General features: G+C 69.0%; 16 protein-coding genes. 12 read left to right on the forward strand and 4 right to left on the reverse strand.

The window, feature by feature from the left end; all coding sequences use genetic code 11:
* Positions 1 to 723, forward strand: coding sequence for a glycosyltransferase family 2 protein (locus tag ACPXY0_RS14445; RefSeq protein WP_423925710.1), 723 nt, complete (start codon positions 1 to 3; stop codon positions 721 to 723).
* Here the strand turns inward: ACPXY0_RS14445 and ACPXY0_RS14450 are convergent.
* From ACPXY0_RS14450 to ACPXY0_RS14460, 3 genes are all read right to left on the reverse strand, one after another.
* Complete coding sequence (locus ACPXY0_RS14450) at positions 704 to 1,015, reverse strand: hypothetical protein (protein ID WP_423925712.1); 312 nt, start codon at positions 1,013 to 1,015, stop codon at positions 704 to 706. The two genes, ACPXY0_RS14445 and ACPXY0_RS14450, sit on opposite strands and share 20 nt — an antisense overlap.
* 12 nt (positions 1,016 to 1,027) lie before the next feature.
* A complete protein-coding gene (locus ACPXY0_RS14455; RefSeq protein WP_423925714.1) occupies positions 1,028 to 1,399 on the reverse strand; it encodes a hypothetical protein in 372 nt (123 codons plus the stop codon).
* A gap of 179 nt (positions 1,400 to 1,578) precedes the next feature.
* On the reverse strand, positions 1,579 to 1,758 hold the full coding sequence (locus ACPXY0_RS14460; RefSeq protein WP_423925716.1) for a hypothetical protein: 180 nt from the start codon (positions 1,756 to 1,758) through the stop codon (positions 1,579 to 1,581).
* Positions 1,759 to 2,355: 597 nt separating this feature from the next.
* Here ACPXY0_RS14460 and ACPXY0_RS14465 point away from each other — a divergent pair.
* Positions 2,356 to 3,159 carry an SDR family oxidoreductase gene (locus ACPXY0_RS14465; RefSeq protein ID WP_423925718.1) on the forward strand — a complete coding sequence of 268 codons (804 nt, stop codon included), beginning with the start codon at positions 2,356 to 2,358 and terminating at the stop codon, positions 3,157 to 3,159.
* A 16-nt stretch (positions 3,160 to 3,175) separates the two neighbouring features.
* Here ACPXY0_RS14465 and ACPXY0_RS14470 read toward each other — a convergent pair whose 3' ends face one another.
* Complete coding sequence (locus tag ACPXY0_RS14470; RefSeq protein ID WP_423925720.1) at positions 3,176 to 4,624, reverse strand: OmpA family protein; 1,449 nt, start codon at positions 4,622 to 4,624, stop codon at positions 3,176 to 3,178.
* 256 nt (positions 4,625 to 4,880) lie between these two features.
* Here ACPXY0_RS14470 and pruA point away from each other — a divergent pair, with 256 nt between their 5' ends.
* The 10 genes from pruA (at position 4,881) to ACPXY0_RS14520 (ending at position 11,646) form a co-directional block, all read left to right on the forward strand.
* Positions 4,881 to 6,590, forward strand: coding sequence for an L-glutamate gamma-semialdehyde dehydrogenase (pruA, locus tag ACPXY0_RS14475; RefSeq protein WP_423925722.1), 1,710 nt, complete (start codon positions 4,881 to 4,883; stop codon positions 6,588 to 6,590).
* Positions 6,587 to 7,585: an META domain-containing protein gene (locus ACPXY0_RS14480; protein WP_423925724.1), complete on the forward strand. Its 999-nt coding sequence runs from the start codon at positions 6,587 to 6,589 to the stop codon at positions 7,583 to 7,585. Before pruA ends, ACPXY0_RS14480 begins: the two co-directional genes overlap by 4 nt.
* A gap of 3 nt (positions 7,586 to 7,588) precedes the next feature.
* Entirely contained in the window at positions 7,589 to 8,527 is a 939-nt protein-coding gene (locus ACPXY0_RS14485; RefSeq protein WP_419935958.1) for a Phenylacetic acid catabolic protein, read from the forward strand.
* The gene (locus tag ACPXY0_RS14490; RefSeq protein WP_423925726.1) at positions 8,524 to 8,970 is read left to right on the forward strand and encodes a metal-sulfur cluster assembly factor; all 447 of its coding nucleotides are present in this window, start codon (positions 8,524 to 8,526) and stop codon (positions 8,968 to 8,970) included. The genes ACPXY0_RS14485 and ACPXY0_RS14490 overlap by 4 nt, the downstream gene beginning before the upstream one ends.
* Positions 8,967 to 9,194 (forward strand): hypothetical protein, encoded by a 228-nt coding sequence (locus tag ACPXY0_RS14495; protein ID WP_423925728.1) that lies wholly within the window; start codon positions 8,967 to 8,969, stop codon positions 9,192 to 9,194. The genes ACPXY0_RS14490 and ACPXY0_RS14495 overlap by 4 nt, the downstream gene beginning before the upstream one ends.
* On the forward strand, positions 9,191 to 10,024 hold the full coding sequence (locus ACPXY0_RS14500) for a 1,2-phenylacetyl-CoA epoxidase subunit PaaC (RefSeq protein ID WP_423925730.1): 834 nt from the start codon (positions 9,191 to 9,193) through the stop codon (positions 10,022 to 10,024). Before ACPXY0_RS14495 ends, ACPXY0_RS14500 begins: the two co-directional genes overlap by 4 nt.
* Before the next feature lie 60 nt (positions 10,025 to 10,084).
* Positions 10,085 to 10,237 (forward strand): hypothetical protein, encoded by a 153-nt coding sequence (locus ACPXY0_RS14505; protein ID WP_419935954.1) that lies wholly within the window; start codon positions 10,085 to 10,087, stop codon positions 10,235 to 10,237.
* Positions 10,234 to 10,527, forward strand: coding sequence for a DUF167 domain-containing protein (locus ACPXY0_RS14510; protein WP_423930699.1), 294 nt, complete (start codon positions 10,234 to 10,236; stop codon positions 10,525 to 10,527). Before ACPXY0_RS14505 ends, ACPXY0_RS14510 begins: the two co-directional genes overlap by 4 nt.
* Before the next feature lie 11 nt (positions 10,528 to 10,538).
* Complete coding sequence (locus ACPXY0_RS14515) at positions 10,539 to 11,282, forward strand: class I SAM-dependent methyltransferase (protein WP_423925733.1); 744 nt, start codon at positions 10,539 to 10,541, stop codon at positions 11,280 to 11,282.
* A 157-nt stretch (positions 11,283 to 11,439) separates the two neighbouring features.
* Entirely contained in the window at positions 11,440 to 11,646 is a 207-nt protein-coding gene (locus ACPXY0_RS14520; protein ID WP_423925735.1) for a hypothetical protein, read from the forward strand.
* The last annotated feature ends 86 nt before the right edge of the window (positions 11,647 to 11,732 follow it).

Below are 11,732 nucleotides of genomic sequence, written 5' to 3' on the forward strand. Positions count from 1 at the left end.
GTGCGGACCGCGATCCTGATCCCCGCCCGTGACGAGGCGGACGCGCTCCCGCACCTGTTCGAGGCGCTGGGGGCGGAGCGCGTCCGTCAGGTCGTTCTGGTGGACAACGGTTCGCGCGATGCTACGGCCGACATCGCCCGGGCGGCGGGGTCGCGGGTCGTGTACGAGCCACGCGCGGGGTACGGCCGGGCCTGTCTCGCCGGTATCGAGTCGCTCCGCCCGGCCCCTCCGGACGCTCTCGTATTCCTCGACGCGGACGATTTCGCGGCCGCCGGGCAGTTCGACGTCCTGCTGCGCCCCATCGAAGAAGGCGAGGCGGACCTTGTGATCGGCGAGCGCGAGGCTGACGCCGGGGGAGGGGTTCGCTGGCACGCGCGGCTGGGAAACCGGCTCGTGCTCGCCGCGATGCGCCGACTCTACGGTGCCGACATCCGCGACATGGGACCCTTTCGCGCCATCCGCTGGAGTACGCTGGAGTCGCTGAAACTCGACGACACGAACTACGGCTGGTATGTGCAAATGCAGGTACGCGCCCTCCGCGCCCGAACTCGCGTGCGCGGCGCGCCGGTCCGGTTCGAGCGACGGACGATGGGCCGGTCCAAGGTGTCCGGAAGCCTTCCCGCCTCGATCCGCGCGGGCTGGGTCATGTTGCGCACGCTCGTCGTGGAGGTGGCGCGCCGAGACCCGGTCGGGGCCGGAACCGTCAGCCGCAGACAGCGGTGAGCAGCTGTTTCAGCATGATGTCGGGAAGTTCGCCCGCCCGCCGGACCACCGAGGCCACCGTCTCTTCCAGAAGAACCGGAGCCGTGTCGTACCGCTCGTCGCCGAGCCGAAACGAAAGTCTCCCCCGGGCGAGGTCGGCGGCGATCGGTTCGACGATGACCAGAACCTTCCAGCGATCGCCCGCATCGTCGAGGACACCGACCACGGTCTCCTGCCCCGCGTCGTCCCACATCCGCAACTGGGGGCGCCCGTCCCCGGTCCCGTCGTTCCCGCCCGCCCGATGTCCAGCCATCCGCCCTCCGATTCAATCGGCTTCGCGGGCGTCCTCCTCGGAACGCTGTCGCCACAGGCCCATGAGGTATTTCTCGTACTGCTCGGGGGCGGTCTCGTAATCGCTGCGCCACGTCTCGAAGTCCGGGAGCGGAACGCTCTCCCTCAGGCGCTTGGTGGCCAGCCGAACCATGGCCTTGAAGCCGAGCTCGCCGGGTCCGATTTCCTGCTCGCGGGCTTCTTCTTCGACGATTTCGTAGATGCGCTCGTCAGCCAGGGAGAGAAAGACCTCGGTGAGTTGCGCCGAGCAGTAATCCGCGTATTTGGCCCGCAGCACACCCTCATCGGATTCCGACCTGCTGTCGGCACCCCGACCGGCCCCTCGGTGCTCCGTCTCGGAGGACACTGCTATCCTCGGCTCGAGATCGCTGGCCACCCTCACTCCACCCGTGTTCCCAGCGCGATCTAGCCCCGGGGCGGGCGGGCGTCAACGTCACGCACCTGCGCTCCGGGGCGGGCGGAGGGAGAACGACGACCCCGCGGGGTGCGGGCCCGGGTCTCCCGGGGAGGTGTGAACAGGATCGCCTAGCGGCGCTCGGAGGCGCCGGCCGTCAACTCCTCGAAGATGATGCGCCGGGCGAGCACATACTGGATCGCCCGGCCCAGGAACTCGGGATCCCGCCGGCGCACATCTTCAACGTCCGCCGCGACTTCCTTCGGGAGATCCACTACGACGTTGACGAAACTACGGTCGGATGGTGCCATCATATCGTGGGATACACTCATCAAAACTCAAGTTCTTTCCTCGGATCGATACGGACCCTCGGCGGTCCGTGAAGATCCTGCCGATGCCTCCCCTGTCGCCGTTTGAGGATAGGGAACCGCCTTTGCCTCCGGCAAGCGGTCCTTTCCGCGGCGCCGGGAAACAAGCGACACCGTCCATGACATGTAACACAGTATGCCATAAATATTTAGGTGAGTGTTGAATGATCGTCCAAAACTCCGGATCAGATGTGGATTCTGCTTCATGCGCGTTGCATGATCGTTGCATCGTTCTCTGCGTTCACGCTGCGGCAACGGGCGATAGAGCATCTGTAAGGGGCGTCCCGAACTTCTCGCGCCCGGAAGCATTTTTTCAAAAAAATAGAATCGCAGCCGAGGTGCCGCCGACGGTGGGGATCCGTCGCCGATCGCCGCGGAACGCGACGAACCGAGGGGCGGCCCGGCGGACCGGGGGCCTCCTCCGGGCCGTCGGACCGTGCGACCCGGAGAGCGGGCGGCTATGCTGAGCGCTGCCACCGCCAGGGACGCGGCAGGGCGTGGCATGATGAGGGTGCACTTCACGGAACGGGAGAGAGCGGCGTGACGGATTCGGCACCGGGGGCGTTGATTCTGGGTGCTTCGAGCGGCTTCGGCGAGGCGGCGGCGATCGCCTTCGCCGGGGCGGGCTACGACATCTACGGCGTGCATCTGGACCGGCGGGCCGGTCTCGTTCGCGTCGCGGAGATCGAAGCGTGCATCGCGGCGAGCGGTCGCCGGTCGATGTTCTTCAATGCGAATGCGGCCGCGGCGAAGAAGCGCGACCGGGTGCTGGACGAAATCGCCGACACCGCGGGAGCCGGATCGATTCGCGTACTCATGCACTCGCTGGCGTTCGGCACCCTTCGGCCCTTCGTCGGCGATGGCGACACGGCGATGAGCCCGGAGCAGATGAACATGACGCTGGATGTCATGGCCCACACTCTGGTCTACTGGACGCAGGGTCTGCTCCACCGCGGGCTCATGCGCGAGGGCGGCCGGATCTTCGCCATGACCTCCTCCGGGGGCGATCGGGTCATCCCCTCCTACGGTGCGGTCTCGGCCGCCAAGGCCGCGCTGGAATCGCACTGCCGGCAACTCGCGCTCGAACTTGCGCCCCGGGGGATCACGGTCAACGCCATCCGGGCCGGCGTCACCGACACGCCCGCGCTCCGAAAGATCCCGGGAGCCGAGCACATGATCGCGGAAGCGGCGGCCCAGAACCCGCACGGCCGGCTGGGCACGACCGGGGACGTCGCGCGCTGCATGGTGGCGCTCGCGGACGCCGAGACGGCGTGGATGACGGGGAACACGATCCGCGTGGACGGTGGCGAGGACTTCGTCGGTTCAAGACCTCCGGGAGACTGAGGCCCCGCGGGCCCCTTCAGCCGCCCGGCGGCGTCACGACAACCTCGATCCGCCGGTTCCTCGCCCGCCCTTCCTCGATCTCGTTGCTCGCGATGGGGCGATCCTCACCCAATCCGACCGCCTCCACTCGTGACGAGGGTATGGGTACGCGGGACAGGATGTGCTCGCGGACCGCGATCGCCCGCCGCTGGCTCAACGCCTGATTCCCGCGCGCCCCGCCCTGGGCGTCCGTGTGTCCCTCGATGCGGACCGCCGCCCCCGGGAACGTCGTAATCACGCGCTGCACCTTGGCGAGCAGGGGATGGAGGCTCTCGGAGATCTCCGCTTCGCTGGACTCGAAGGTGAGCCCATGCAGACGGAGGACGATCCGGTCCCCGGTCAGGAGTACCTCGCCCTCGGACGCGGTGAAGAGCCCCTGCACCTCGCGAAGCCGGGCCTCGCGCTCGCGGACCGCCAGCAGTTCATCCCGTGCTCCGATGAACCGCTGCTCGAACTCGATCAGGCGACCCTCGGCGGACGCCAGCCGTGACTCGAGATCGGAAGTCCGGGCGCGTTCGTTCCCGAGCTCCTCCTCCAGCCGGGCGTTGTCGGCCCGAATCCGCTCGATCTCCCCGGTGAGCCGACTCGTCGTTTCGCCGGTATCGTTGCGCTGAGGCGTCACGCCGGCGGCTTCGGCCAAGCGCGCAAAGTCGTCTTCGTGCTCGTCGACGAGACGCTCGAGCAGTACCTCCCGCCGCCGCACACTGTCGGAGAGGGCGGCGATCCGGTGAGCTCGGGTGAAGGCCACGAGAGCCGCCTCTCCCGCCTGGCCGGGGCCGTCCTCGAGCCGGTTCATCTCGATGTCCGCCTCGCCGCTCGCCAGCAGCGCCTCGCCTTCGGCAAAGGTGGCCGGCGCCAACTCGCTCGCCCCCGCCGTCATGGCGGCGGCGCGGGCCTGGATGGCGGCGCCGAGAAACCGGTCGCGCCACCCCGCGCGCGCCGCCCGGCGATAGAGATCCGCGGCCCTCGCCGCTCGCACGCGCGCCTCGTCCAAATCGTCGCGCTCGAATCGACGCCCCGCTTCCAGCAGTTCGCCTTCCGCGCTCTCCCAAGCCTGGCGGGCCCGGGTCCCGGCCTCCGCCGACCGCGCCTCCGACCGCGCCGCGAGCGGCTCCTCGAACTGCGAGCGGCCGGCGGCCGCGATCCCCTCCGCGTCTTCCAGCCTCTGCTCCGCTTCGGTCAGCAACTCCCGGAAGCGGGCGTCCTCGCGACCGTCCTCCCAGCGGCGTACCGCATCGTCGAAGCGTTCCACGGCCGCCCGGAAGGTCTGTGGCGCCAGCAGGTGAACCGCGTTCTCGCGACCCGCATCGACGCGGGCTTCCATCGCCCGCAGCAACGCCGCCCCCTCCTGCGCCAGTCCCGAGGCGGGACAGAGCAGGAGGGACAACGCGAGCCACACCGCGCGGGGGCCGATCAGGTGCTTCACCAGCTCCATCTTGGTATTGAGATACCTTGCTCGATCCGGGCCGCCGCCGCGGACGACCATTGCCGGGACACCACGCCACATATCGGGGTAGATTACTCGTCGGTGTGGTCCGCGATCAACGGGCGGGTACGCTCCCGGCGGCCCGAAAGTCCGCCTCGAGAGCCGCGTCGACGGGGTCACGAACACCTTTCACTCTCACTCCCGGCGCGCCAGATTGGCCTTCCCTTCGCGAACGCAATCACCAGGGGGATCCTCGATGACCCTATTTACCGCCGAGGTATTGGAAGCGGCCGCCGCCGGCTCGGCCGCCGGCGGCGACGAACGACCGGCGACCGGGAGCCAGGGCCGATTCACGATTCCTTCTCCCGCGAACGAACCGATCCACGACTACGCCCCGGGCAGCCCCGAACGGGCTGCGCTCAAGGCCGAACTTCGGCGCCAGAGCGGCGAGATAGTCGAGATTCCGCTCATCATCGGAGGCCGCGAGGTCCGGACTTCACGCACCTTCGATGTCACCATGCCCCACGACCACGGCCACGCGCTGGCCCGCTGCCATGTGGCCGGTGTGGCCGAGGCCGAGGCCGCCATCGCCGCGTCGCGCGAAGCGTGGGCGGAGTGGTCGAACTGGGCCTGGGAGGATCGGGCCGCGATCCTGCTCCGCGCCGCGGAACTGCTGGCCGGCCCGTGGAGGATGAAGCTCAACGCGGCGACGATGCTCGGGCAGAGCAAGACGGCGTACCAGGCCGAAATCGACGCGGCCTGCGAGGTCGTCGACTTCTGGCGCTTCAATGCGTTCTTCGCCGCGCGCGTGTACGCGGAACAGCCCGTCTCCGGCCCAGGGGTGTGGAACCGCATGGATCACCGCCCCCTGGAAGGGTTCATCTACGCGATCAGCCCCTTCAACTTCACGGCGATCGGGGCCAATCTGACCACGTCCCCCGTGCTCATGGGAAACGTCGCCGTGTGGAAGCCGTCCACCACCGGCGTGCTTGCCTCCTACTACGTCATGGAACTCCTCGAGGCGGCCGGTCTGCCCCCGGGCGTGATCAACTTCATCCCGGGGGTCGCCTCGGAGATCAGCGATGTCCTGCTCTCGAGCCGCGAATTGGGCGGCATCCACTTCACGGGATCGACCGGCACCTTCCAGCACCTGTGGAAGTCGGTCGCCCGGAACGTCGAGAACTATCGCGCCTACCCGCGGTTGGTGGGCGAGACCGGCGGCAAGGACTTCATCCTCGCCCACGAGAGCGCGGACCCGCGAGCGGTCGCGGTGGCCATCGTGCGCGGCGGCTTCGAGTACCAGGGACAGAAATGCTCGTCGGCATCCCGCGTCTACATCCCCGACACGATGTGGGAAGAGGTGCGCGACCGCGCCGTCGCGATGACCGAGGAGTTGCGGATGGGCGACCCCGCGGACTTCCGCAACTTTGTCGGGGCCGTCATCGATCGGCCCGCGTTCGACAACATCAGGTCGTACATCGACCACGCGAAGGCGTCGCCGGACACGCGGGTCCTCGCCGGGGGCGGGTGTGACGACAGCCGCGGGTATTTCATCGAACCCACGCTGGTCGAGGCCGACGACCCCGCACACAAACTGATGTGCGAGGAGATCTTCGGTCCTGTCGTCACACTCCACCCCTATCGGGCTTCGAACTGGAGAGAGACGCTCGAACTCGTCGATGGCACGTCGCCCTACGCCCTCACCGGCGCGGTCTTCGCGCGCGACCGCGCGGCGGTGCGAAACGCGGGCGCCGCGCTGCGCAACGCAGCCGGCAACTACTACATCAACGACAAGCCCTCGGGCGCGGTCGTCGGCCAGCAGCCCTTCGGCGGCGGGCGGGCGAGCGGCACGAACGACAAGGCGGGCTCGGTCCTCAATCTGGTGCGCTGGGTCTCTCCGCGAACGATCAAGGAGACCTTCGACCCGCCCACCGACTATCGGTATCCGTTCATGGAGGCGGAGTGAGACGGGAAACCGTATTCGCGGGGCTGATGGCCGCCGCGGTCGGCGTCGGCGCCTGCGAGCGCGGACCCGAGCCGACGCCGACGAGCCGTGAACTTCTGGAAGAGGGCGTCTTCCTCACGCTGGATGGGGGCAGCGTCACCCTCAGCGGAGGGTCGGGGGTCGGTGAGGGCAACGTTCGGCACGAACTCCTGATGACGGCGGAGGGAGATCTCGATTTCAACTCCGGGACGGACGCGGCCGCCGTTCTGGTCGCGGCACGGGGGCGGGAACGATTCCTGACGCTGCACGCCCTTCTCCGCGATGGCGGGGAGCCCGTGGACGTGTCGGCCCGCCTGATAGGGGATCGGATCGAAGTCCGGCGCATGGCGATCGAAGGGGGGTTGATCCGGCTGGACGTCCGGATCCGGCGGCTCGGCGACCCGATCACGGTGCCTCCGTCCGTCGACATCGTGCAGCACTTCGTGCTCACGAACCGCGGGGTCATCCCCATCCGGCTCACCGATGTCGTCGAGGAGGGGACCCGGGGGACCGCGGCGGCGGACGGAGCGGGAGACGGCGCGGCGGCGGGAGTACCCGCGCTGCACACGCACGAATGGGAACTCGAGTCGTTCGACTTGGGGGAGTGGACCGCGGACCTCCGCGGCGTGGAGCCCGTGACGCTCCGATTCCTGGCCGAGGCCTTCGATGAGGCGGACGTTTCGGGGCAGGTGTCGGGTTTCGCGGGCTGTAATCAGGTGTTCGGGCGGTTCCGCGCGACGGCGTCCGAGGCGCTCCGCTTCTACGGGCTCGCGACCACGCGGAGGAGCTGCCGCGGGCGGGGAGCGGAGGTCGAGCAGCGTCTCCGCGAGGCTTTGGGTTCCGTGCGGGCGTTCCAGCTCTCGGGCGACCGGCTCGTACTGGCGCTCATCGACGGCGCGATCCGGTTCCGCGCCGGGGGGCGGCTGGTCCCGATCACACCCGAATCGTCTGATTCGGAGGAAACGGAAGACGAATAGCGCATGGGACGCTTCACGGACGAAGAACTGCAGCGGAAGGTCCAGGAAGGGTTCATCGTCGAGTCCGAAGAGGACATGACGGAGACCTACAAGCGGGCGCTCATCACCCAGCTCACGGTGCAGGGGGATACGGAACTCATCAGTGCCCCGGCCTATTTCATGGCGGCCCGCGACGCGCCCTCGACGAATATGATGGTGTCGGCCACGGCGATCATTCAGGATGAGCTCGGGCACGCGAATATCGCCTACCGCCTGCTCGAGGATCTCGGCGTCGACCGCCACTGGCTGCTCTATGAGCGGGAACCCGCCCAGTTCAAGCACCCCTACGGCTTCGACCAGCCGCTCATGGACTGGGCGGAACTCGTGTCGGCGAACGCCCTCTACGACCGGGCCGGGATCACGCTCCTCGGCGACGTGCACCGGAACACCAGCTACGGCCCGCTCAAGCGGGGACTCGTGAAGGTGGGGATGGAGGAGAACTTCCATCTCCGCCACGGCGAAGTCTGGATCCGGCGCTTCGCGGAGGCCGGGGGCGCGGCCAGGGAGGCTGTCCAGCGGACCCTCGACTGGATGTTCCCGATGGGCGTCGAGTGGTTCGGCATGCCCGACGACAGGAAGCACCACAACGCACAACTCGACTTCCGTCTCAAGGGGATGACGAACGACCAGCTGCGACAGACGTGGCTGATGGCGGTCGTGCCGCTGTGCGAGGAGTTAGGGTACGACGTGCCCGCGCGCTACGACCCGGACACGGATGAGGTGGAACTTACCTACGAGCTGCCCTGCCAGTACGACCCCGATGCGCGGCGCTGGCGCTTCGACGAGACGATCACCTGGAAGCAGGTGTTCGAGCGCTGGAAGGCGCGCGGACCGATGAACGAACAATACGTGGAGTCGCTGCGTCGGAGTCGCTTCGCGGTCGAGAGGATGCTCGCGGCATGACCGAGGCCGTCGCGCGACGGCCGGGGCTGCCCCGGTATGAAGAGGGGATGAACTTCGCCGCCGTCCTGCGGGAAACGCGCGGAGGGCGCGATCTGCCGCCTCCTCCGGTCTTCGCCGAACCCGCGGCGGACCTCGCGGAGCGCGCGCGGAGGGCGCTGTATGAGGTGGCGGATCCCGAGTTGCCGATCTCGATCGTGGACCTGGGACTCGTCCGGCAGGTCACCGGGGACGAGACGGCGGGTTCGGTCACCGTATGTCTCACGTTCACGGCAACGGCCTGTCCGTGCATGGACTTCATCGCGTGGGACGTGCGGGAACGCCTTCTGAAGGAGGAGGGGGTCCGCGAGGTCGAACTCGTGACCGTGTGGGACCCGCCCTGGACGGCGGCCGCGATCTCCGATCGGGGGCGGGCGTACCTGAAATCGTTCGGGGTCGCGACGTGAGCGGCGACGGCCGCATCTACGAGGTGTTCGCGCGCAAGAAGCGGGCGGACCGGTTCGAGCACATCGGCGCGGTGGCCGCGCCCAACGAGCAGTTGGCCCGCGTGTACGCCTGGCAGACCTACGACGAGGCGAAGTGGTTCGAGATGACGGTCGCCCCGCGCGACGCCTTCTCCGCGGTCAATCGCCCACAGGCGCCGTTCACGCTCGGGGAGGCGACGACGTGACCGAGTCGGCCCGGGTCGGCTTCAAGTCGGCGGCCGACCTGCCGGACGAGGTGGCCGTTCGCCTCGGCGACCTCCTGCTCAGCCTCGCGGACAACAAGCGGCTGCTCGGCATCCGCTATTCCGACTGGATTCTCGGAGCCCCATCGGTCGAAGCGGGCATCGCCTGCTCCGCGATGGCACAGGACGAGTGGGGGCACGCACGCATCCTCTACGCCATGCTGCGTGATTTCGGTCACGATCCGTCCGCGCTCGAGCACGAGCGGCCCTCCGGGGCGTACCGCAATTCGGAGTTGCTGGACCGCGATGTCTCGTCGTGGCCCGAGTTCCTCGCCCTCAACTTCCTCTGGGATACGGCGCTCTCGGTACAGTTCGAGATGCTCGCGGAGAGCCGCTTCGAACCGATCCACTACAAGGTGCGCAAGCTGCTCGAGGAAGAGCGCTTCCACTTCGACCACGGGCAGGGGTGGACGTTGCGCCTCCTCGCGGCCGAGGGCGGGCGCAAGGCGCTGGCCGAGGCCTTCGAAGCGGCCTGGAACGCCTGCCTCTGCTGGTTCGGGCCGGACCGCGATCCACTCGGCTCGACGCTCGCCGAGCACGGGATCGTGGGCTCGGGCCCGGCCGGGGCGCGGCGGCGCTGGCTCAAGCGGGTGGGGCCGCTCGCCTCGAAGGTCGGGCTGACGCGTGCGGCGGGCGAGACGTGGATCAGCACTCGCGATCCGGCCTGGGAAGGCCGCTGCCCGGAGCGCCGGCGCGCCGTGGATGGCGGTCCGGACGAGGATTCCCTCGCGCGCGTCCGGGGCGACCGCAATCGCGCGCTCCTGATGGACTGAACCGTGGACGGCGAGGCGCGACGCGCAGCTCCGCGGAAACGGCCGGAGCTCGACGACCCGGTGGAGAGTTCCGCCCTCCCTTCATCGATCCCGTGCCCGTTCTGCGGCTCGGATGATTCCAGCCCCTTCGCCACCTTCGGCGGTCAGGCTTCGACCGCCCAGTACTACTGCAACGCCTGCCGCACGGTGTTCGAGACCATGCGTTGGCGCTGAACTGGTACTCCCAGGCCCCTGACGGAGGCCTCCTGAAGATCCGCGTGCAACCCCGCGCGGGTCGCACGGAAGTCGCGGCTGCGCACGGCGACGCGCTGCGGGTCCGCGTCGCCGCCCCGCCCGTGGATGGCGCCGCGAACCGGGCCCTGGTGCGGTTTCTCGCCCGGAGACTCCGCCTCCCTCGCTCGGCGGTCGAACTCCGCTCCGGCCACCGGGGGCGTGTGAAGTCGGTCTGGGTCCGGGGCCTGGACGAACGCACCGCCGCGGGGCTGCTGGCGCCCGACCGTTGACACCCTCGGCCGTGCCATCGCGGAAACCCGATGCGTATCGCGATCGGGTACCGGCGCTGGCCCCCTACGTGAGCGCGCTGCTCGCCCATGCCGCCGGGGACACCGCCGGGGAACTCCGGCTCCGCAGCAGCTTGGGCGAAGACGAGGCGTTTCCGGTCGAGTTCTTCTTCCGGAGCGAGAACCGGATGCTCGACTTCGAGCGTTACGCGCTCGACCTGTGCCGGGGGCGCGTGCTCGACCTCGGGGCCGGCGCGGGGCCGCACACCGTCGCGCTTCAGGCGAAGAAACGGTCGGTCGTCGCCCTCGAGGGGTCCCCGACGCTCGCCCGCCTGCTGAAGGCGCGCGGCGCCGCGTCCGTCGTGTGCGCCGATTTCCGCTACTGGTGGCAGGCGGGATTCGACACCGTGCTCATGCTCATGAACGGTCTCGGTCCGGTGGGGACCCTGGCGGGTCTCGACCGCTTCCTCCGGCACGCCCGGCGGTTTCCGGCTCCCGGCGGACAGCTCCTGATCGACGGCGCGGAGGCGATACCCGGCGAAGCTCGGCGTTCGGGGCCATGGCCGCCGGCGGGAGGATACGCCGGCCAGGCGTGGATCGAACTGTCGCACGCCGGCCGCGTCGGCCGACCCTTTCGCGAGCTGTACATCGATCTGGAGACCCTCGCCCGCCATGCCGCCGCGGCCGGCTGGCGGTGCGAGGTCGCCTTCGAGGCGGAGGAAGCCGCGTATCTCGCGCGCCTGACGAAATCAGGCTGACGCACCGGTGCGCATCGCTGGCGGCGGGCAAGCGGCTGCCAACCCTTTGGCCGCTCGCCGGGTCGAAGGGTCACGAGACGGGCAGAAACTTTCTCCGCCTTTCGCCGTATGAACAGGAACAGGATCGCAACCGCCGTACCGAGGAGGGATGAATCTCATGGACAGACTGGCGAAATGGGCGTCGGGCAGTTCTCTGGCCTGGTTGGTGGTCGCGGTGGGGCTGACGCTGGGCACGCACGGCGGGTCTCTGCATGGCACGTCGACGACCGGGGCGGCGGCGCCACCCGCGGTCGGGGAGTGTCCGGAGACTCCGGTCGCGGCCATCGATGGAACATTCGCGATCGATCGGGACACGCGTTCCTGACGGCGCGCCCCCGACGGGGCACCGCGTCAGAGGCCAGGCCGGGTCCGAGAGGGCCCGGCCTTTTTTTGCGGACCCCTTCCCGTGGC

Source organism: Candidatus Palauibacter sp. (genome assembly GCF_965237495.1).
In the GTDB taxonomy this organism is placed as follows: Bacteria; Gemmatimonadota; Gemmatimonadetes; order Palauibacterales; family Palauibacteraceae; genus Palauibacter.

Coding starts and splice junctions, on each gene's coding strand:
- ACPXY0_RS14485 (WP_419935958.1), top strand. CDS start 7,589: ATGGGACGCTTCACGGACGAAGAACTGCAGCGGAAGGTCCAGGAAGGG.
- ACPXY0_RS14520 (WP_423925735.1), top strand. CDS start 11,440: ATGGACAGACTGGCGAAATGGGCGTCGGGCAGTTCTCTGGCCTGGTTG.
- ACPXY0_RS14450 (WP_423925712.1), bottom strand. CDS start 1,015: ATGGCTGGACATCGGGCGGGCGGGAACGACGGGACCGGGGACGGGCGC.
- ACPXY0_RS14460 (WP_423925716.1), bottom strand. CDS start 1,758: ATGGCACCATCCGACCGTAGTTTCGTCAACGTCGTAGTGGATCTCCCG.
- pruA (WP_423925722.1), top strand. CDS start 4,881: ATGACCCTATTTACCGCCGAGGTATTGGAAGCGGCCGCCGCCGGCTCG.
- ACPXY0_RS14490 (WP_423925726.1), top strand. CDS start 8,524: ATGACCGAGGCCGTCGCGCGACGGCCGGGGCTGCCCCGGTATGAAGAG.